Here is a 20,471-nt window from a genome sequence, read left to right on the forward strand (position 1 = left end):
TGGATCGGGGAGCATTGCCAACGCTTCAATGCTCCGAGCCTGCTCAGCGCGCATTCTCGCACAGACCGTTGCTTGGTGCATGTCCCATCGCTCGAACTCCGCGCCAGCATATAGTGACGGCAAAGGCGTCGTGCAGTCCGAGCAACCGGCCGATGGTAGACTGACGATGCTATGCGTGTCGATCAGTACGACGAAACCAGTCGGCTGGTAAACGCGCGTATTCCACTTCTTCTTGGCTTGCTTCTCACCGCGATGAACTTTCGCTGGCCATTGACCGCAACCTTGGATGGGCCGAGAACAGTACGACCCGGACTTGCCCCACCAAAACTGAGAGGCGACGGCCGTTTCGTATGCAGCTAATATTTGCCAGGGTTCGGAAAGACAAAAACGTTCGCTTAAGCGCTCGCGGCTAGGGGACAGGGATGATCACGCCGGTTCGACGGGACTGGAATCCAAGCGAATTGTTCAGCGCTCTTACACCTGCGATGTTCAGCGCCGAACCATCAGCCATACGCGCACGTTGGGATAAATTGTGGCCTGATTTATACACGGAATATGACGCCCGGCATTTGAAACAAGAACTTGCCGCCAGAAATCTCATCGCGACCGATGAAGCTGCAGCATTTCTCAGCGCCTGGGTGATTGATGAAGAGCGCCACACCAATGGCTTCATCCGGATCATTGAACTTGTCGCGAACGGATCCGAAAAGCATCTTCGCGAGAGGTTGGGCGCTCGATCGCATGATTTTGGTCCGATTACCGATTACCTGAAGGACGAATTCTCCTTGTTAGTTATGATTGCGTTTGACGAAATGTGCACTTGCCGCGCCTACGCGGCAGAAAAGCCGTTTTACGACGCTCTTGGGAACAACACGTTTCATCATTGGCTGCGAGAGATAATTGCCGACGAGGCGGTTCATTCGATGAACGCTGTTAATGTCATTCGCGCGCGCTATCGCGACCGCATTGGGCAAGTCGGCGCAATACTCGATAGCCTCATCCGCGCGTGCGATAATCTACGCTATTCTGGCACCTTCGTCCTCGACTACTTCGGCACAGCGTACTCCAAGGAGCTTCTCGCCAACTCTCGCCTCGCCACCATGAGAAACATCGTCAAGCCACTCCCGGCGTAGAACGAGACAGCAACAGGCGACAGGGATTTGATCCGGAGTCATATCGCGGTTCAATTTGTCTATCCCCGCTGCCATTCTACGGTTTGCGCCAGATTGTCGTGTGCTTTCTTGCGCAATGTCGTGTTCACGACCTGCCGGCCGTTGACCTTTGACCAGAACACGCGCGCCGGATCGGTCTTGCGTCCGGTTGGCGCGCCGTGCGGCCCGTGCCGCACATCGGGCATTTGGCCCGACCTTTGCTCCTTGCCAAACCGTGTACAGCCTCCTGTTTTGTCGGTCTATCTGCCACAAAACATGGATCTCTATGGAGCGAAGGCAAGGCCATGAAGAACCGGAGTACCGTCAACGCCATGGCGTCGAGCATCGCTACTGGCGCTATCGATTCAGTGACACCCACCTCCCCGGCGGTCGAGCACAGGACGGCTGATAGCACCAATCGTAACCTATACTCTTCTGCGGAGGAGAGCATCTTTGCTGAGGACAAGGCCAGATCGGATCGACCGGCTACCCTCATGCTTCCAAACGGCCTGCAAGTGGTGATGATTCCGGATCATCGCGCACCCGTTGTGACTCAGATGATCTGGTATAAGGTTGGCTCCGCCGATGAGCCGGCGGGCAAATCGGGGCTAGCGCATTTCCTTGAACACCTGATGTTCAAGGGCACAACCAAACATCAGGCGGACGAATTCTCCCAGACCGTGCTGCGCGTCGGCGGCAATCAGAACGCCTTCACGGGAAGGGACTATACCAGTTATTTCCAGCACGTGCCGCGCGAACAGCTCGGCAAGATGATGGAATTTGAAGCCGACCGCATGACCGGTCTTATTCTCAAGGACCGGGACGTATTGTCAGAGCGCGACGTCGTGCTGGAGGAATATAATATGCGCGTCGCCAACAGGCCGGATGCGCGGCTTGTCGAGCAGATGATGGCGGCGCTCTACCTCAACCATCCCTACGGTCACCCTGTGATCGGCTGGCGGCAGGAGATCGAAAATCTCGACCGCGAAGACGCGCTCGCTTTCTACAAGCGTTTCTACGCGCCGAACAACGCCATCCTGATCATCGCGGGTGACGTCAAGGTCAGCGAGGTCCGCCCGATGGTGGAAAGGAATTTTGGCGGCATTCCCCCGCAGCCATCGATTCCTGCGGAACGCCTGCGACCGCAGGAGCCAACGCCGGCCGCGCCGCGCACCGTGACGTTGGCAGATCCCCGCGTCGAGCAGCCAGCCTTGCGCCGTCTCTATCTCGTACCCTCGGCTCGCACCGCGACCGCCGGGGAGAGTCCAGCGCTTGAGGTGCTCTGCAAATTGATGGGTGGTGGCATCAACTCATATCTCTATCGCGCGCTGGTAATCGACAGGCGGCTCGCGATCAGCGCCTGGACGCGCTACAGCGCTACTGCGATCGATCTCTCGCAATTCGAGATTTCTGCCACGCCGAAACCGGGCGTCGAGCTCGGGCAGCTCGACTGCGCCATTGACGAGACGGTCGCCGATATTGCGCACAATTCCCCGCAGGCAGAGGATTTCGAGCGGGTCAAGACACAGCTGATCGCGCAAGCAATCTATGCCCACGACAACTTGGAAGAGCTCGCGACCTGGTATGGCGGCGGACTGACGACCGGATTGAGCATCGACGACGTCCGAGGCTGGTCGGACAGCATCCGCGCCGTACGGGCGGAGCAGGTACTCGAGGCCTCGCGCAAATGGCTCGACAAGAAGCGCTCGGTGACCGGCTATCTCACCAAAGCGACGTCAAAGCACACGGAGAAACGATCATGACCTGTTCCTTTACACGGCGTTCCGTCCTCATCGGCGGAGCTTCATTGTCAATTGGAATGCTTGTTTCGCCAGATTCGCTCGGCGCCGCCAAGAGCGTTGCCGCGGCCAAGATCCAGCGCCTGGTCTCGCCCTGTGGGGTAGAAGCCTGGTTCGTCAAAGACGCAACTGTCCCGTTTATTGCGATGGAATTCGCTTTCAACGGCGGCGCGACACAGGACCCCGCCGACAAAGCCGGCGTCGGCCACATGGTCGCTGACTTGCTCGATGAAGGCTCCGGCGATCTCGACTCCAAGAGCTTTCACGAGCGGCTCGACCGTCGCGCCATTGAGCTGAGTTTTGGATCGACGCGCGATCAGTTCCGCGGTGCCTTACGCACGCTCGAGGAAAACGCGGATGAGGCCTTCGACCTTTTACGGATGGCACTAACCTTACCCCGTTTCGACGCGGCCGATGTCGAACGGATCCGTGCCAGCCTGCTCGCGAATCTTAGGAATGATTCAAACAATCCTTCATCGCTCGCCAATCGCAAGTTCCTCGAAGTCGCCTTTAACGATCATCCCTATGCTCGGCCAGCCGGAGGCACGCTCGAGAGCGTCCCGAAGATTGGCGTCACCGATCTCAAGGGCTATGTCCGGCGCGTGATCGCAAAAGACACCCTCAAGATCGCTGTGGTCGGTGACATTCAGCCAGACGTCCTCTGCGGACTGCTCGACAAGGCGTTTGGCGGCCTGCCGGCCAAGGCGGACTCGGTGCCGATTCGCGACGTCGTCGCAGCAAAGCCGCCGCAGCGCGTCTTCATTCCGCTCGATGTGGCCCAGACGGCTGTGACTTTCGGTGGTCCCGGCGTCCGCCGCAGTAAGCCCGATTTCATGGCCGCCAATATCGTCAACCACGTTCTCGGCGGCGACGGTCTGTCGTCACGGCTGTTTCGCGAAGTTCGCGAAAAGCGCGGGCTGGCCTATTCCGTCCGTCAGCAGCTGGTCTGGATGAATCATTCCGCCGTGTTCGTAGGCAACAGCGGCACCCGCGCCAATCGTGCCGGCGAGACGCTTGAAGAGATTGAGAAGCAGGTCCGCCGTATCGCCGACGAGGGCCCGACCCGACAAGAACTCGACGATGCAAAATCTTACCTGAAGGGCTCGAAGATGCTGGCTCTCAATTCTTCATCAAAGCTAGCGCGAACGCTGCTGCAGCATCAGCTTGACAAGCTACCTATCGACTATATCGAAAACTACAATACCATCGTCGATGCGGTGACGTTGGAAGACGCCAGGAAGGTCGCGCAGCGGCTGTGGGGCCAGGGTCTGCTCACCGTTATCGTCGGCCGCTCCCCACCGGTCGCGGCCGAGTCGGCACCTGTTCCCTCCGCCACGACGACCCCGTCACACGCCGAGCAGCTAGGCGCCACACCATCACCCGCTTTACCGAGGAAACCCAATTAACTCTCAGGCAACCTCAGCGCCGCAGGCACGAGACTCGCTCTCCACGTCCTCCGGTAAAGAACCGGCAGTTTGCTGCGGCGGAGCAAAAAAATTGCGCTCAAATTCTCGCACTAGCGGCGTAATCACACATTAACCGCTTGCCGATCGTTGCTAATCTCTCACTGCTGGCCCAAGCGGAATTCTTGGCCCTGGGGCCTTCGCAGAGCTAGAGTTTGCTCCTGTCGGCGGACTCCGGGGCAGAGAAGCAGGAGCTATGAAGTCGACGCTTCTTGTTTCCGCTCCTTACCCGATTTGCTAGCAAATATGTGCTTTTAGCTGCCTTGCGCTTTACAGGTGTGCTCAGTTACTGCGACCCTGGCGAACTGGCGTTATGTTCTGTGGTGTCACGCGGCCCGATCCTGAATACCTGTGACGATGATCAGCAGCGGCCCATCGTGGCAGCGGCAGCCCCACAATAACGGCGGGTTCCCTCGACGGCGCCGCCTGGGATGCCACCTGATCGGCCGCATTGTGGCGGACCTGATTATATGCACGAGAAAATTATCGCTTTCGACATGTCGCGGAACGGGCGACTCTCCGAGCGACCAACCTCCGTGTCGCTAGATGCAAGTATGGGGGATGGTCGGTGACGCTCATGCCCAAAGTGAAGATCCCTAATTGAGATGGTCATCAGGCTCGCCGATCAAGCAACTGCAGAAGGGCCCGTCGGATACCGCTTCCCGCCGTCGAACAGGTCCACAGAGCCGAGGTCCCGGGCCGAGCTCTCAGCTCGGCGCTCTGACTGCCGCGCGGCAATCAGGGTGACAGTGGAGCGTCAATCAGGATGAGAGAGCTTCGCCGGGCTCGTGACGCAGGGAGGGCGTAGCCCGACCGGAGTTACGAGCCCGGCGTCGGCGCGATCCACAGGGGACCGCGCCGACTGGTGATCGCGGCCGGCTGGTTGTGCAAGTGGTTCTTCCGCCAAGAGGAATCACTCGCTTGCCAGGCCGACACGTTACCGATCACCAGATGAGGCTCTACATGAAGTACCGTCAGACCGATACCCCGCCAGTGGCCGCCGCCAAGGCGTCGTTCAGTACCTCGACCGCGTATCGCTTTGAGAAGGATCGAAGGCTCCCATTGCAGAAGAAGGGAGCCCGCGGCCGGCGCCGACCGGACCCGTTGGCCAGTGTTTTTGAGACCGAGGTCGTGCCGATGTTGAAGGCGGCCCCCGGCGTGCGGGCTGTCGCGATCTTCGAGGAGATGTTACGCCGCCACCCTGAGCTCGGGGCTGGAATCCGCCGCACGCTGGAGCGCCGGATCCGCGCCTGGCGGGCAATCCACGGCGAGGAGCAGGAAGTCATCTTCCGTCAGACCCACGAAGTGGGTCAGGTCGGCCTGTCCGACTTCACCGACATGGGCGAGCTCGGGGTCACCATCGCGGGCGTGCCGCTCGATCATCGCCTCTATCACTTCCGGCTGGCCTATTCCGGCTTTGAGCACGCCCATGTCGTGCTCGGTGGCGAGAGCTTCGTCGCCTTGGCGGAAGGACTGCAGAATGCTCTGTGGTCGCTCGGCGGCGCGCCGCGGGAGCATCGGACCGACAGTCTGTCGGCCGCCTTCTGCAATCTGGACCGGAATGCTCAGGACGATCTGACCCGGCGGTACGAGGACCTCTGCGCCCATTACGGCATGCGGCCTTCCCGCAACAATCGCGGCATCGCCCATGAGAATGGGGCGATCGAGAGCTCGCATGGCCATCTCAAGCGGACGATCGCCGATGCGCTGCTATTGCGCGGCACTGCCGACTTCGATGATCTCGCGGCCTACCGCGGCTTCATCGACGAGATCGTCAGCCGCCGCAATGCCCGCAACGCCAAGCGCATCGACCACGAGCGCGCCACCCTGCAGGCATTGCCAGATCGCCGCACCTCGGACTACGAGGAGGTGATTGTCCGCGTGACGTCAAGCGGCGGCTTCACCTTGCGCAAGGTGTTCTACACCGTGCCGTCACGCCTGATCGGCCACCAGCTGCGGGTGCGCCTTTACGATGATCGTCTCGACACGTTCGTCGGCGGCACCCATCTCGTCACCCTGCCGCGTGGGCGGCCGCATCCCAACGGCAAGCACGACCAGGTCGTCGATTATCGGCACGTGATCCATTCCTTGCGGCGCAAGCCAATGGCGCTGCTCAATCTCGTCTACCGTGATCGGCTGTTCCCGCGCGATGCCTATCGGAAGACCTTCGATCGTTTGCGCGAACGGCTGCCGGACAAGAAAGCCTGCCGGCTCATGGTCGATCTGCTTGCGCTGGCGCACGAGCGCGGCTGCGAGGCCGAACTCGCCGGTCAGCTCGCCGCCGACCTGGACGCCGGCCAACTGCCCGATCTCGGACAGCTGCGCACGCACTTCGCGCCCGATCCTGCCCGTGTGCCGCAGGTCGTGGTGCATCTCGCGCCACTGGCCGCCTATGAGTGCCTTATCGGCACCGCCGAGATCGGAGGTGCCGCATGAACACGGCCAACACCGTCGACACCGCGCGCCTCAATCTGTTGCTCAACGAGCTGCGGCTGCCCGCCATCAAGGTGCTGTGGCCGCAATTTGCTGAGCAGTCCGACAAGGAAGGCTGGCCGGCGGCCCGCTTCCTCGCCACCATTGCCGAGCACGAGATCGCCGAACGCGGCCGCCGTCGCATCGAGCGGCACCTCGTCGACGCACGGCTGCCAGCCGGAAAGACCTTCGACAACTTCGACTTCGAGGCCGTGCCGATGATCTCCAAGGCGCAGGTCACCGCGCTCGCCGCCGGCGACGGCTGGCTGGGCAAGGGCGCCAATTTGCTGCTGTTTGGCCCGCCCGGTGGCGGAAAGAGCCATCTCGCAAGTGCTCTCGGCCTCGCTCTGATCGAGAACGGATGGCGCGTTCTCTTCACCAGAACCACCGATCTCGTGCAAAAGCTCCAGGTGGCGCGGCGCGAGCTCAACCTCGAGGCCGCCATCAACCGCCTTGATCGCTTCGATCTCCTGATCCTCGATGACCTGGCCTACGTCACCAAGGACCAGGCCGAGACCAGCGTGCTGTTCGAACTCATCAGCGCACGCTACGAGCGACGCTCGATGCTGATCACAGCCAATCAGCCATTCGGCGAATGGAACAGGGTCTTCCCGGACCCCGCTATGACCCTCGCCGCCATCGATCGGCTTGTCCACCACGCTACCATCGTCGAGATGAACGTCGAAAGCTATCGCAGGCGGACCGCGCTCGAACGAAAACGCGGACCTGGACGCCCGCCGTCACACGCGACACCCAAAACCGTCTCTGATTGACGCTCCGCGACAATCAGAGTTCAAAAAACTCTTGCGCGCGACAATCAACGCGGCAATCATCACCTCGCCGCGACACCGACTCGCCATCCTGATTGTCGTGCGCTTCCCACCCAGATTGTCGCGCTATACTCTGACATTCGAATGTGCAACGAGGCTTTAAACAGGCCGCTGCTCGATAGTTTTCTTGTTGTGTTCGCTCGTCACGTTGCCTGCCGGATGAGACGGCCGCCATGATTGTCGAGTTAGATGTCTGACGATCAACCGGATCAGCACGGCCGTGCGACCCAACGCGCCGAAAGCGTCTTAAGCACCGGGGCGGAACACCCCGGTCATGCCCACGCCAAAGCCCAACTTTCCTGACGTACGTGAGACTCTCGAATTGTTTGCGCTGATCAACGATCAAATTGAATTAGCATGATGGTGATCGCGATCATCAGCGCGCATGGTCGACTGCTCGAATAATTTGTCCTTTCAGCTCACCACAAACCTCACGTGAAACGCGATCACGAGAGATTAGTTATTGTCATCGAATTGCATCGTCGTCGCAATCAAAGAGCTCCGATGGCTCGGCACTGGAAAACCTCATCAATCGGGCCGCACCCGCGTCGAAGATTCAATAGCCCCTTCTTTCTGCCATGTTCGCATCCAAAGCAAAGACACGCCGATTGCGCACGTCGCGCGCGGCAATAGCGAGTGTCTCAGGAGAATTCCATGGTGAAGCCGGTTGTGATTGTGGTGGGCGCGGACAAAGGAGGCGTCGGCAAGACGACCGTATCACGAACGCTTCTGGACTACTTCAACGTCAATAACGTGCAAACACGCGCATTCGACACGGAGTCGCCGCGGGGAACGTTGAAGCGATTCTATCCCGCAATCACCGAGATCGTCGATATGGCGACGACGGCGGACCAGATGAAGATCTTCGATACCCTGAACTCAGGGCTATCCGTCACCGTTATCGATGCTCGCGCCGGCTTACTATCCACAGCACTGGCCTCCTTGCGCGACATCGGCTTTTTGGATTCGGCGCGATCCGGCCAGATCACTTTTGCCGTATTCCATATTCTGGGATCATCCATCGCTTCGCTGGACGAGATCGCCGAGACCGCGACCTACATGGCCGGCGCAAAGTACTATCTGGTGAAGAACTTCATCAACGATACTCAATTCTTCCAGTGGGACCAGTCGACCTATAATTCTTATTTTCACCGCATCAAGCATGCGACCGAGTTGACCATCCCGAAGCTCAACGAGATGGCCTACGAGCAGGTCGAAGTCGCTTCTGTCCCATTCGTCGATTTTGTCGCAAACAAGGGCCGGAACGATGAGCCGGCGAACAATTCCTTCGTTCTGCGCGGCTATGTACGGCACTGGCTGGCAAATGTCTGGAGCGAGTTTGATCGCATCAACTTGACGGAATTGGCCGGCGCCAAGTCAGCGACTCGGAGCGACGATAAGTAGTCGCATTATCGGCGAGCGACGGGTTGAGCCCAGGGACGAAGTGAGATTGATCTGCTGGCTATGTTAGCGACTCCTATCTACATCATCTGCTCTCCTAGCCCGCAGGTCGGCAAAACTCTCGTCGCTCGCCTCGTGAGCGAGTACTTGCTGCTGAAAAATGGTACGGCGCTCTCCTTCGATGTAAATCTCAAGGAACCGTCATTGCTCGATTATCTCCCCAACATCACGGAGACCGCAGATGTAATTGACACTTACGGTAAGATGCAACTGATGGACCCACTGATCATACACGATCGGGTAGCCAAGGTGATCGACCTCGGCTTCCACGCCTTCGACGAGTTCTTCAAGATGTGCGAGGAGATCGGCTTCATCAAGGAAACAGCACGCTGCTGTGTCGCGCCTGTCATCCTCTTCGTCGCGGGCGCTGACCGCCATTCCTTCCGTGGTTATCAAATGCTGCGGCGGCAGATTCCACCGGCGGCGCTGGTCACCGTCCACAATGAATTCGTGCTGCGCGAAGGACTACCTGACGCGATGGATTGTGAGCGAGTGCTCCGGATTTCCGCGCTCCCGTTGTTTCTAAAGAGATATATCGATCGGCTGAGTTTTTCCTTCACCGGGTATCTGCGCGACGAAAAGGACTGGACCACCGAACTGCATCAGTGGATCCGGCGAAACTACACCATGCTTCGTGATTTGGAGTCGAGCGTGATGCAGCGAGGGTCCTATCGATCTCGCGCAACGAATATCGAGAGCCTACGAGGCACAAGGGCGACTGTGGGACCGGTTCACTATCCATTTCGCTATCAGAGATGAACGAGTGATATTCGACAGAGTGCTCGCCTGGTCGAGTAGTCGATAGAACGATTTCTCTTGATCGTCCGCACAACCTAGCGACCGAGACCTGCCGGCAACTCATTCGCTCGACGAAACTTCTCCATTCGTTCCTCGATAAGGATCGATAGCCGCCTGAGATTGCGCGCAGCTGGCCGGATCGACGGCTCCCGCTCGAGGGCGCTTCAAAGCTCAAGTCCGAATCTCTCGAGGACCTGATGCATGACCGGGCCTTTGATCTCGAGGGCGATCTCTTTGCGAATCTGGGCGCCAAGCACTCGCTCTGCATCGGCATCGCCCGTCAGACCATTCTCGGCCAGTCGCCGATCCAAGCGGGCTTGGAATTCATCGCCCATCGCGTCGACGAGCCGCCTCTCCATTGCAACATGGTCTTCGGGTGCGATGCGCCTCAACACGCTTTCCCATGGGTGCCAGCGCGTTGCCAGGTAGTCCGGAAATTCCGCTGCCTCCTGATTGCGCACCGACGCCTCGGCTCTGACAATATCGTCCTCGGTCACGTTAGAGACATTCAAGAAGCGCATATCCGGAGCGATGTGCAGCAGCTGCAGCGGGTTGCGCAGCTGGGTCTGGTAGGCAAGGTAGACCTCGATCTCGTCGACGTCGGCGTCAGGATCGGCACGACGAAGGGAATTGACCGTCTCGCGTGCGATCCTGTCCAGCGCCTCCAGACGAAACAGGACCCGGCCCTGCTGGAGCAGCTCGGTTAACCGGCCGTCATAGACGCCGTCTTCAACGTCAGCGTTCAGCCGTGCGCTCTGCATGCCGTTCCAGGTCAAGGTAACCCGATCTTCGCAGCGCTCGCTCGCTCCCGAGGCCAGTTGGAAAAACTGTTCACGCAAACGCGGCCTGACGGCTGCTTGCCGCAGATCCTCGACGACCGCCTGCCGGAACGCTTCGTTGCCATAGTTCACGGTACCCCCGAGCCGGTCGAGGAAGCGTGCATAGTCTTGCGCACCCGGTTCTTGGGCGAAGCGCTGCCAAGTGGCCATTACCGACGGCTCGGCCTCGAGCCAGTGCGCCACAACCTCTTGCAGCGAGCGCGGCTGGACTTCCAGCGCGCCTTCGGCCGTCGATAAAAAGACCTGCGGGCCTGCATAGCCCGCTGCATGTATCGTTGCCGTCAGGCCAGCCTGCACCAAATCGGGGAGCGGATTATTCTCCAGATTAACGCTAGAATAACCGCTTAGCTGTGTCAGCAGGGTCTCGGGTACGCTGGTCAGCTGGTTGTTGCTGGCGCCGAGCCAAATTAGGTCGGGAAGCGCCGTTTCGGGCAGACTGGTCAGTTCGTTGTGGCTAGCGCTGAGCCATTGGAGCCCGCCCGGAAGAGGCTCGGGCAAGTCCGTCAGCTGATTGTGGTCGACGTTGAGGCGCTGGAGCCGGGATGGAAGGTCGGGCAGATTGGTCAAGCGGTTGCCGCTGGCGTCCAGTTCCTCAAGCGTCGCCGGAAGGCGATCAGGCAGACTGGTTAGCTGATTGTTATCGACCCTCAGCCGCAGCAACCCGGGCGGTAGCTGTGCGGGCAGGTTGGTGAGCCCGTTGCTGATGACATCGAGCTGCAGCAGGCCATTTGGAAGCTCGGGCAGGCCGGTCAGCCGATTATTGCTGGCAGAGAGCCACTGGAGACTGACCGGAAGGTTCCCAGGAAGGCTGTTCAGCTGATTGTCGTCGACATTCAGGCGACGCAGCCCGGCCAGGGTCGACGCAGGCAAGCCGGTCAGGGACAGGGACGACAAATCTAGGGCCTCATTAACATCGCCTCTGTCCTGCCAAGCCCTCGTACGACTTACCGCTTCTCGACGGTCCTCGTGTTGCCCCTGCCCGCCTTCGGCGGCCCAGGTCGACAAGACCTCGAGCTGCGAGCTGGACGCCTCGCCAGCGGACGCCAGCGCATCCGTCAGGGCTTCGCCCCACTGCGTGGCAGCCGGAGATGCCGGCTCGGAGGTTTCCGAATCGGAAGTTCCCGAAGGAGTGCCTGAGCCAAGCTGCTCTGTATTCATCGCCGTCTCTCCGTATCCAAACCAAGCGCGTCCGCAGCCGCACCTTTAAGCCGTCAGCCTCACCAGGGTTGGCGCGCTGATCGGCTGATGACAAAGCTGGCGGTCATACGGCGCAATCACCGCCCACGGCTGGCGCGCACACCTGCCGGCCTGCAGGCGAGCAACTGCAGCTCACCGCAGCACAGCCAAAGCCTCGGCGGTAAATCCCTTGATGGATACCATCCAATTCTCTTGCCAGATCTGAGAACGTCAAGCCGGACCAGCCAGTAAAGATGTTCCTGCTACGAGACGTAGCTGTCGATAAGCTGACGGGCTTCAGAGCGACGAACAATGGGCGGACGGCTGGCCATCAGCCTCTCCCGAAGCTTAGGCGTAGATAGCGGACCGACGAAAAGCAGACGAGGATCAACCGAGTTTTAAGCTTGGCAAAATGCTCGCTGTTTACGGCGCCTCGGCGGCGCGGCGCTGATAGCCGGCGAGTTGCGGCTCCTACTCCCGAGGCAACAAACCGCCCCCTGCTCATTCAGATGGCCACGTTGGGACGCTAGCTTGAAAGCCCGCGATCCCATGTAGCACCGCTCACGCTTCACTGCGAGGCGGTACGCCCCGGCGCAATCGGCAAAGGCTGGCTGATAACCTCCTAGATGGCGAGTCCCCACCTATTCTGACATCGGCGGCAAGGATCGATCTTGCCAGATCGGTTCAGACTGCCGCAGGTTTCGGCCAGCAAAAGCGGACGACTCGGCCCTTGCCGGGGCGCTTTCTCAGTCGAACAACGCGCGCCCGGCTGCATCTGACACTGATTCGATGGAAGTTTCTTAACTTCGAGATCAATGCATTAGATCCGCCCCGCGTCCGATAAACTCGAGCACCGACTGCGCCTCGTTGATTTCGCTTGAAACGCGCTTCAATATCCGAACTGCCACCTCTTCCGTCGCGATCAGCCCCGCTCTTTCGCAGGCTAATCCGAAATGATGCATCACCTGTTCGTAGGAGGGCGCAACACGATTCTGCAACAAGCTGATCGCCAATGATGAGAGCATCTGCTCGACGACATCCTTCTCAGCCTGGATCAACAACTACGTCCTTCCGATTGTTTACTCAATTCTGTGGCTGTGCACGCCTCCGACTGCATCCCAAGAGGGTCGCTGCGTGGGATTGTCGTGTTGTGACCTCGCCGCATACTACGCATGAACACCGCTAGGAAGAGGCTTCTTTGGCCGATTGCCTTGTTTGGTGGGACCACTTCTCCCCTGACCGGAGCTGAGTGGCTTCACTTTGTATCAGTTGCAGCTCCTCGATGATCTTCGCTATCGCCTCATGCCCTGCTTCGCCTTGCGGCCACCTATTGAAGCCATCCATCAGACTCTCCGATTCCGGTTTGGTAAAGTCAAAGAACCGGATACCGCGGCCTAGGACCTCATTGACGATCGCGATCGTGGCTTGGCGAGCGGCGCTCTGCAGCGGCCATCTATTGAAACCGATCACCAGGCCCCTGAGATCCTGGGCAGTGAAGTCTGAGAGTCCCGTCCTGCGGCCGGCACGGCGAAGGACCTCGTCCGCGAGCACAACGGTCACTTGACCACACGGCAGCTCCTCCGGCCAATTGCTGAAGCCGTTCACTAGGTTCGCGAGCCCCTGCTGTGAAAAATCGTAGAGCTGAGTGGCGCGGCGCAGAACCTCACGAGCGAGTGCGACGGCTGCTCGGCGAAACGCCGGCTCTTCCGGCCACTTGCTGAAGCCGTTCACCAGGTTCGCCAGGCCCTGTTGGGTAAGATCGGGGAGCTGGACAGCACGCCAAAGTACCTCACCAGCGATCGCAATTGCAGCTTTACGACAGGTCGCATCTTCAGGCCATTTGCAAAACCCGTTCACCAAGTTTGCCAGTCCTTGTTGGCTATAGTGAGGAAGTTGGTCAGCACGGTGCAGGAGCTCACTTGCGATCGCGATTGTGGCTTGACGAGAGACTGCCTCATCCGGCCATTTACTAAAGCCATTCACCAAATTTGCCAGATCCTGCTCGCCAAACTCATGAAACCGGGCGACCCGACGAAGAACTTCGCCTGCGATCGCAATCGTGACTTGACCACACGCCAGCTCTTCCGGCCACTTGCTGAAACCGTTCACCAGGATGGCCAATCCCTGCTGAGGAAACTCGCAGAGCCTGCCGGAACGATGCAGAATTTCGAGTGCAAGCGTGGCTGCTGCTTGGCGCGAAGCCGCCTCATCCGGCCACTTGCTGAATCCGTTGACCAGGCTCACCAATCCTTGCTGTGTAAAGTCGGAGAGTTGGTGATGGCGGCCTGCGCGCCGAATGACATCGCCCGCAATTGCAACCGCCGCCTGGCGAAAGTCTGCTTCTTCCGGCCATTTGCTGAAGCCGTTTATCAGCGCCGCCAGGCTCAGATTGTTCAACTCTTGAAGCGGCCTGCTTTCCTCGCGACAAAACTTCGCTATTCTGATCGCCCCTTTGCGACATTCTGCTCTGTTGGAATGCCGACCGAATGATGCGGCGAATATGGAAAGGGCTCTTATCCCGATTTTTCCAATCAGCGCATGGTCAAGCAGCGACACGCGAGAAGCTATTCTTTCGCAAACGTCCCGGCCGACCTGACCTCCGGCCTTCCGGCTCACCGCATTGCATGTCGTGGCATATCCCCACGATCTCCCGGCACGGATGCTTTCCTCGAAATTCGGCAGGAATCTAGACTGAAACTCAAGCGCAGCCTTTTGCAGAAAGACCGGATGGTCCGCCTTGCGCAGCTGCTTGTCGCGCGCAACCACCACAGTTGAGAATTCAACGATGTCGCGAGCACAATCGATCTCGCTTAGCGCCGTCGTCAGATTGGCTTGAGTAGACATGGGATCTTCCGAGCTTTCACCGCGGCGCCTTGTCCAGCCACAAGCTCAATGCGACTAGTCACCGCTTATGGCTGAATGTTTACCGCCTACGCAGTTGAAGCATCTCTTGCGAGGGCCGGCTGTTCACTCGGCGGGCCCTCACTGCACAGCGAGGAAACGTGATTAAAGCAGTTGTCAGAGACATCCTGCTGCGCGCATCACTCCATCACCTCATGACATATCACGGCTCCGGTTGTTGCAGCGCGATTGACAACGGCCAGCACAGCAGCCCCCTCCCCGCCGATGGACCCAAGGTCCTGCCCATGGCCCGCAAGCGACAATGTCGGCAATTAGGAAGCCATCCCTGTCCGATCATGCTGAACCATTCGACGCCCGTCCTGCCTGCGTTTGTCTTTGCGAGACTACAACCTGACGCAGCGTGGGGTTCAAGCTACTAAATTGGTATCGAAGCGTGGCGTTGCCCAGCCGACTATCGCAGCGGCTAGCAATGGGGCGTCCATTCAGTTCGACACGATTTCGAGTGACATTCACCCAGTGAGGTCCTGCGCTCGCTCCCGCGCTTCGTTCTATCGGGGCGCGCCCCGGATATCGCGGTAACGCTCGTTTTATCTATGGAAGAAAACATTGCCGCCATGCCCTTTCCGGGATGTTGGTGAGCGCGCGCACCTTACCCATAGACATGCTCGTTGGGAAACGCTTGTAATGGTGCGACGGCCAACGACACTGACCAGTCAAGGAAACCGCGAGAGTGCAATGACGCTGCACACGCCGCTGGGGGGCAACATCGATCGCCCCTGGAACGCAGGAATTCCTCAACCCGGACGATCGTAGCGCCGAAAACCCGCAGCAATCCGCAGCAAATTCCGGTCACGCCCCCAGCGTAAGGTGATATCGGTTGATAACAGTCTTGAATACATCGAACCGCTCGCCACATCCGCCAAGCAATGGCGACGAATCGCACAGGTACAACTCCGTCGGCATGAATGCCGACGGAGCGACTACGCAGTGCTGACGCGTACGCGTTGTACCTTCAATGCCCAAGTGAACTGCATCTGTGATGACTTCGATTGATGATAGATTAAGTGAAATCAGATGGGTACGAAACGAGATCTGGCGCTGTCGTAGATTGCTTAAGACGGAACTGCCTCGCGAGGAGAGTGCTGCCGTTGAGAAGCGTCTGCTTGAGCAGCTTTCCGCCTTTGAACGGCTCTTGACGACCGCATTTCCTCTGGTCTTGAGCCCTTCAGTGAACTCAACCAAAAGCAGTCCCATCAGTTCAAGTGAATCCACTGAAACGCTCGTTGAGAACGCCGCAACGGCATCAACCGATTCCTTCCGGATCTCGATCGGCAGTTAATGCGAGCATTTTGGAGAAACACCCCCGCTCCGATGCCTCACTCTCGATGCAGGATCGGAACGTTGTTGACGCCTCGTTTTTTCGGCCCAACGTTTCTCTCCGCCGCGGTTGGCATCACGCGGCGACATTCGACACGCAAGCCTTTGAAATTGTCCCTAAGACAAAACATGGCCGCGTCCATATCGCTACGCCCCGTAAAACGGTCACAGAATCGCATCACGTCTGGTCTGCAAGACGTCAAGATCTCTTCCAATCTTCGTTCTCGCGCGCTAGCGTATCCCGTGACCCACGTGGCTGCGATCGCAACAAGGGCGGTGGCATGGCGAGGCGCGCGGTAAGCCCAACCCGTTCGTCGCTTTTGGCTCAACAGAACTCTCTTAAGCTGCATAACCTTCAGTATTGTTCTTTGCCTCGCAAGTATTGTCTGTTTAGGAAAGTAGGTCGCCCGCATCGACACGAGCGGCCGGCGTCATTTGCGGGACTTCCGACTCATCGTTGCATCGGGTGTCAGGCCTTGCTGCCACGATCAAAACGCAACGCAGGCTGGCTGCATTTGCAGCGGACGGAGCCCAATTTAGGTATTGTGTTTAAGCTTGTGACATTCGCGACGTAGTCCCCAACATGACATTTCTGCAAAGGCGGCAGATCCTGCTTGGCACTGCCTACAACCTGACGCTACGGTCGATTCAAGCACTTTGATCGTCGAACAAGTGTCAATACGCAGCAAAACAGCACATCCATATCTTGGCGGGAGCTCGCAAGGAGAGTTCCTCGGCAATTGCACGCTTCACTGGACGCAGCGTATACGAAGCCTTATCCAACGACGGCCGATAACTGCTCGGCCACGCTGGAACGCAACGCATAGTTGATGGATTCGCAAGGTCACACGATTTCGTCGCGTCAAATGACGCGACGAATTGCGTCGATGCTCCGCGTTTTTGCTCAGCGTCCGATCTAGCAGGCTGTTGAAAAAGGTACTCGCCGCCAACCGGCGAGCGTGATTCATTGGCTCCGACGAGATTCGGAGACGGGGCGTGCGCGGTGGCGATAATCGAACGGGCGAGTTGTTCAGCTACGTCGACCTGGAGGCACGGGTACGGCGTGATCATCCGCTGCGAGCGATCCGGAGGATTGTGAACGAGGCGCTGTCAGAGCTGGAGCGCGAGTTTGCCGCGCTCTATTCGCCGATTGGGAGGCCGTCGATCCCGCCGGAGAAGCTGCTGCGGGCGATGCTGTTGCAGGCGTTTTATTCGATCCGCTCGGAGCGGCTTCTGATGGAGCGGCTGGAATACGACCTGCTGTTCCGCTGGTTCGTCGGCATCGGCGTCGATGACGCAGCCTGGGACCATTCGGTGTTCTCGAAGAACCGCGACCGGCTGCTGGAAGGCGACATCGCGGCGAAGTTCCTGGCGGCGGTGCTGGCGCAGCCCAGGGTGAAGAAGCTGCTGTCGAGTGATCACTTCTCGGTCGATGGCACGCTGATCGAGGCCTGGGCCTCGATGAAGAGTGTCAAGCCGAAGGACGGCTCCGGCGAGCCGCCGGCGCAAGGCGGCCGCAATGCTGATGCGGACTTCCACGGCCAGAAACGCTCGAATGACACCCATGCTTCGACCACCGATCCAGACGCCAGGCTGTATCGCAAGGGCAAAGGCAAGGAGACGAAGCTGTGCTTCATCGGGCACGGGCTGATGGAGAACCGCCACGGTCTGCTGGTCGATGCCTGCCTGACGCAGGCCGATGGGCATGCCGAGCGGGTGGCCGCGCTGCACATGATCGAGCCTCGTGCTGACCGGCCGACAGCGATCACGCTTGGCGCCGACAAAGCCTACGACGTGGAAGACTTCGTCAACGAACTGCGCTCGATGAACGTGACGCCGCATGTGACACAGAACACCAGCGGCCGCCGCTCTACGATTGACGGGCGAACAACCCGGCACGGCGGCTATGCGGTCAGCCAGCGCATCCGCAAGCGGATCGAGGAGGCATTCGGCTGGATCAAGACGATCGCGGGGCAAGAGAAGACCCGCTTCCGTGGCCGTGATCGGGTCGCATGGGCCTTTACCTTCGCTGCCACCGCCTACAATCTGGTGCGGCTGCCCAAGCTGATCGCGGAGACCGGCTGATGGCCAAGGTGCCCGGTCTCGCCAAGGCCTTTGCAGGCCGCTGGCGCATCGTCGAGATGGACGTCTGGGATAGCGACTTCCTCGATCTTGTCGAGGAGGCGCATCTCACCTTCCAGGGCAAGTCCGATGGCGAAATCGCCTTTGGGGCTCTCAAGGGGTTCCTGGACGTGCGCTACGGCACCCGCGACGGATCGGCGTGCGCGGAGTTCTCATGGGAAGGGCACGATGAGAACGATCCGTCCTGCGGTCGCGGATGGGCTATGGTCGGCACTGCAGACAGGCTCGTCGGCCACTTCTACATCCACAACGGCGACGATTCAGCCTTCGTTTGCGAACGCGGCTGAGTTCTTCAACAGCCTGCTAGTTGTAAGCCTACGCGTCTAAAATCGCGCAACCGACAGCTTTATGGCTTGCCTATCGGTTGAGATAGTAGGCCGAAATATACTTCGTCAGCATGGCCATCGTCGCGTGTGGAACGCCGGTTGATCCCAAAGGTTCGAGCCGACTGCTGGCATTCCTGCAATTGTTCAAGACCAAATCAACGGCCCCCCTTGACCTCCATTGGCACGGCGGTTGCTACTACGCAGCAACAGCGGATCAGACTTGGATGAGTACCCCAATGGATGTCGCTCGTCTTTGATCGCTGGGAGTCATTTCGATGATAGGCAGGCTAGCTGCGACCCGCACCCTGCTCGCGACTTCCACGAATTACGACAAAGGCAGGCTTGGGATGAGGAAATCAGCGGCACGAACGCTTTACATCGCAGCCAAGCTGTGCGTTCTGGCCGCTGGGATTCTGGCATCGTCAACGGCAGGCGCCGATGATGATTTGATGAGTGCGGCGAGGCAGATTTTCAAGCCGATCCCCTCTATTGTTCCTGCGGTCAAGAACAACCCTATTACCCACGAAAAGGTTGCACTCGGCAAGATCCTGTTCTTCGATCCGAGGCTATCGGCGAGCGGGGTCATCAGCTGCAATACATGTCACAATCTTGGGACCGGCGGAGCAGATGCCGGCCCGAGGTCGCTTGGTCATCGCTGGCAGCTAGGTTCACGTCGAGCGCCAACGGTCTATAACGCGGTCTTCAATGTGGCACAGTTCTGGGACGGACGCGCGGCTGACCTCAAGGCACAAGCCGTAGGCCCTGTCCAGGCCAGTGCGGAAATGAATGCAACGCCTGCTCGCCTTCTTAATACGTTGAATTCAATGACTGATTATATTGTCATGTTCAGCAAGGCGTTCCCGAACGACGCGACGCCCATTACCTTTGACAATTTCGCCAAGGCCATCGAGGCATTCGAGGCGACCTTGATCACGCCCGCCGCTCCCTTCGATCAATACCTCGAGGGCGATGCGTATGCTCTCAGTACTCAGCAGAAAGCAGGATTAAAGCTGTTCATAGAAAAGGGATGCTCGTCATGCCACAATGGTATCAACGTCGGCGGCCAGGACTACTTCCCGTTCGGCGTGACGGAACGGCCAACCGCAAGCCTGCTGCCGAGGGACGACAAGGGCCGTTTCGCCGTCACCAAGGTCCCCAGCGACGAGTATGTTTTTCGCTCCGCGCCGTTGCGCAATGTCGCATTGCGTCCTCCCTACTTCCATTCGGGCCAAGTTTGGAGCCTCAAGCAAGCTGTTGGCGTGATGAGTGAAATACAACTCGGCGCGAAGCTCAACGATAGAGAAACAGACGACATCGTCGCGTTTCTAAATTCACTTACCGGGCAGTTGCCTAAGATCGATTATCCGATATTACCCGCGCGCACCGACACAACGCCAAAGCCCTCTATGGAACAATAGGGCAAATAGGCTGTCGGCTTACAGAGCCAGGCTCGTCAAACTTGCCAAGGGAGGAAGGTGCGGGCACCCAAGCTTCCCGCAGCGACGTCAAAGAGCACCGTGTCGAGCCGGAGCTCACAATCAAACGAATTCGGCGCTGAGTTCTTCCGGCTTGCCTGAGCGCCCCCGGCTTCTCGACTCTCATTTGGAGCGAGGACCGGGCGCGACGTCGCGGGGTTCGCAGCCGACCGCCGCGCGCAGCGTTCGCGCCCTGATTTGCGGCGAATTGATGAGGCCGTTGTAGGCATCAGCAGCTGCGTGCGCCGATCAGGATGGAGGTACGCATGACAGCATGTGCGAGAGACCTCGTAGTAGATC

The 20,471-nt window shown here is 59.1% G+C and carries 15 protein-coding genes; 10 read left to right on the forward strand and 5 right to left on the reverse strand.

What is annotated here, in order from left to right; translation table 11 throughout:
• Positions 1 to 422: 422 nt before the first annotated feature.
• Positions 423 to 1,133: a hypothetical protein gene (locus JEY66_RS35640; protein WP_240537185.1), complete on the forward strand. Its 711-nt coding sequence runs from the start codon at positions 423 to 425 to the stop codon at positions 1,131 to 1,133.
• Positions 1,134 to 1,192: 59 nt separating this feature from the next.
• Here the strand turns inward: JEY66_RS35640 and JEY66_RS35645 are convergent, their stop codons facing one another.
• Positions 1,193 to 1,357 carry a hypothetical protein gene (locus JEY66_RS35645; RefSeq protein ID WP_016847912.1) on the reverse strand — a complete coding sequence of 55 codons (165 nt, stop codon included), beginning with the start codon at positions 1,355 to 1,357 and terminating at the stop codon, positions 1,193 to 1,195.
• 288 nt (positions 1,358 to 1,645) lie between these two features.
• Between JEY66_RS35645 and JEY66_RS35650 the strand changes: the two genes are divergently transcribed.
• The 6 genes from JEY66_RS35650 to JEY66_RS35675 all read left to right on the forward strand — a co-directional run bounded on the left by JEY66_RS35650 (position 1,646) and on the right by JEY66_RS35675 (position 9,935).
• Entirely contained in the window at positions 1,646 to 2,914 is a 1,269-nt protein-coding gene (locus JEY66_RS35650) for a M16 family metallopeptidase (RefSeq protein WP_018269939.1), read from the forward strand.
• Positions 2,911 to 4,356, forward strand: a complete 1,446-nt coding sequence (locus JEY66_RS35655) for a M16 family metallopeptidase (protein WP_050994307.1) — start codon at positions 2,911 to 2,913, stop codon at positions 4,354 to 4,356. The genes JEY66_RS35650 and JEY66_RS35655 overlap by 4 nt, the downstream gene beginning before the upstream one ends.
• Before the next feature lie 978 nt (positions 4,357 to 5,334).
• A complete protein-coding gene (gene istA / locus JEY66_RS35660) occupies positions 5,335 to 6,849 on the forward strand; it encodes an IS21 family transposase (protein ID WP_026192312.1) in 1,515 nt (504 codons plus the stop codon).
• Complete coding sequence (istB, locus tag JEY66_RS35665; protein ID WP_018269937.1) at positions 6,846 to 7,658, forward strand: IS21-like element helper ATPase IstB; 813 nt, start codon at positions 6,846 to 6,848, stop codon at positions 7,656 to 7,658. Before istA ends, istB begins: the two co-directional genes overlap by 4 nt.
• Before the next feature lie 711 nt (positions 7,659 to 8,369).
• The gene (locus JEY66_RS35670) at positions 8,370 to 9,119 is read left to right on the forward strand and encodes a P-loop NTPase family protein (RefSeq protein WP_018269936.1); all 750 of its coding nucleotides are present in this window, start codon (positions 8,370 to 8,372) and stop codon (positions 9,117 to 9,119) included.
• Positions 9,120 to 9,179: 60 nt separating this feature from the next.
• Positions 9,180 to 9,935 (forward strand): hypothetical protein, encoded by a 756-nt coding sequence (locus JEY66_RS35675; protein ID WP_018269935.1) that lies wholly within the window; start codon positions 9,180 to 9,182, stop codon positions 9,933 to 9,935.
• 203 nt (positions 9,936 to 10,138) lie between these two features.
• Here the strand turns inward: JEY66_RS35675 and JEY66_RS35680 are convergent, their stop codons facing one another.
• From JEY66_RS35680 to JEY66_RS35695, 4 genes are all read right to left on the reverse strand, one after another.
• Complete coding sequence (locus JEY66_RS35680) at positions 10,139 to 11,971, reverse strand: NEL-type E3 ubiquitin ligase domain-containing protein (RefSeq protein ID WP_016848203.1); 1,833 nt, start codon at positions 11,969 to 11,971, stop codon at positions 10,139 to 10,141.
• An 830-nt stretch (positions 11,972 to 12,801) separates the two neighbouring features.
• Positions 12,802 to 13,047 (reverse strand): hypothetical protein, encoded by a 246-nt coding sequence (locus JEY66_RS35685; protein ID WP_225161260.1) that lies wholly within the window; start codon positions 13,045 to 13,047, stop codon positions 12,802 to 12,804.
• 124 nt (positions 13,048 to 13,171) lie between these two features.
• Positions 13,172 to 14,833 carry a hypothetical protein gene (locus JEY66_RS35690; RefSeq protein ID WP_018269934.1) on the reverse strand — a complete coding sequence of 554 codons (1,662 nt, stop codon included), beginning with the start codon at positions 14,831 to 14,833 and terminating at the stop codon, positions 13,172 to 13,174.
• 867 nt (positions 14,834 to 15,700) lie between these two features.
• Positions 15,701 to 16,123 carry a hypothetical protein gene (locus tag JEY66_RS35695; RefSeq protein ID WP_155258682.1) on the reverse strand — a complete coding sequence of 141 codons (423 nt, stop codon included), beginning with the start codon at positions 16,121 to 16,123 and terminating at the stop codon, positions 15,701 to 15,703.
• Positions 16,124 to 17,224: 1,101 nt separating this feature from the next.
• Here JEY66_RS35695 and JEY66_RS35700 point away from each other — a divergent pair.
• From JEY66_RS35700 to JEY66_RS35710, 3 genes are all read left to right on the forward strand, one after another.
• Entirely contained in the window at positions 17,225 to 18,313 is a 1,089-nt protein-coding gene (locus JEY66_RS35700; RefSeq protein WP_026192311.1) for an IS5 family transposase, read from the forward strand.
• Complete coding sequence (locus tag JEY66_RS35705; RefSeq protein ID WP_016848197.1) at positions 18,313 to 18,657, forward strand: hypothetical protein; 345 nt, start codon at positions 18,313 to 18,315, stop codon at positions 18,655 to 18,657. The genes JEY66_RS35700 and JEY66_RS35705 overlap by 1 nt, the downstream gene beginning before the upstream one ends.
• A gap of 314 nt (positions 18,658 to 18,971) precedes the next feature.
• Positions 18,972 to 20,114: a cytochrome-c peroxidase gene (locus JEY66_RS35710; RefSeq protein ID WP_016848196.1), complete on the forward strand. Its 1,143-nt coding sequence runs from the start codon at positions 18,972 to 18,974 to the stop codon at positions 20,112 to 20,114.
• Positions 20,115 to 20,471: the final 357 nt, after the last annotated feature.

Origin of the sequence: Bradyrhizobium elkanii USDA 76 (assembly GCF_023278185.1) — a bacterium.
Taxonomy (GTDB): domain Bacteria; phylum Pseudomonadota; class Alphaproteobacteria; order Rhizobiales; family Xanthobacteraceae; genus Bradyrhizobium; species Bradyrhizobium elkanii.

Bases quoted from the DNA above. Each gene is read 5' to 3' on its own strand.
- JEY66_RS35640 (WP_240537185.1), top strand. From the start codon at position 423: ATGATCACGCCGGTTCGACGGGACTGGAATCCAAGCGAATTGTTCAGC.
- JEY66_RS35645 (WP_016847912.1), bottom strand. From the start codon at position 1,357: ATGCCCGATGTGCGGCACGGGCCGCACGGCGCGCCAACCGGACGCAAG.
- JEY66_RS35650 (WP_018269939.1), top strand. From the start codon at position 1,646: ATGCTTCCAAACGGCCTGCAAGTGGTGATGATTCCGGATCATCGCGCA.
- JEY66_RS35655 (WP_050994307.1), top strand. From the start codon at position 2,911: ATGACCTGTTCCTTTACACGGCGTTCCGTCCTCATCGGCGGAGCTTCA.
- istB (WP_018269937.1), top strand. From the start codon at position 6,846: ATGAACACGGCCAACACCGTCGACACCGCGCGCCTCAATCTGTTGCTC.
- JEY66_RS35670 (WP_018269936.1), top strand. From the start codon at position 8,370: ATGGTGAAGCCGGTTGTGATTGTGGTGGGCGCGGACAAAGGAGGCGTC.
- JEY66_RS35675 (WP_018269935.1), top strand. From the start codon at position 9,180: ATGTTAGCGACTCCTATCTACATCATCTGCTCTCCTAGCCCGCAGGTC.
- JEY66_RS35680 (WP_016848203.1), bottom strand. From the start codon at position 11,971: ATGAATACAGAGCAGCTTGGCTCAGGCACTCCTTCGGGAACTTCCGAT.
- JEY66_RS35690 (WP_018269934.1), bottom strand. From the start codon at position 14,833: ATGTCTACTCAAGCCAATCTGACGACGGCGCTAAGCGAGATCGATTGT.
- JEY66_RS35705 (WP_016848197.1), top strand. From the start codon at position 18,313: ATGGCCAAGGTGCCCGGTCTCGCCAAGGCCTTTGCAGGCCGCTGGCGC.
- JEY66_RS35710 (WP_016848196.1), top strand. From the start codon at position 18,972: ATGATAGGCAGGCTAGCTGCGACCCGCACCCTGCTCGCGACTTCCACG.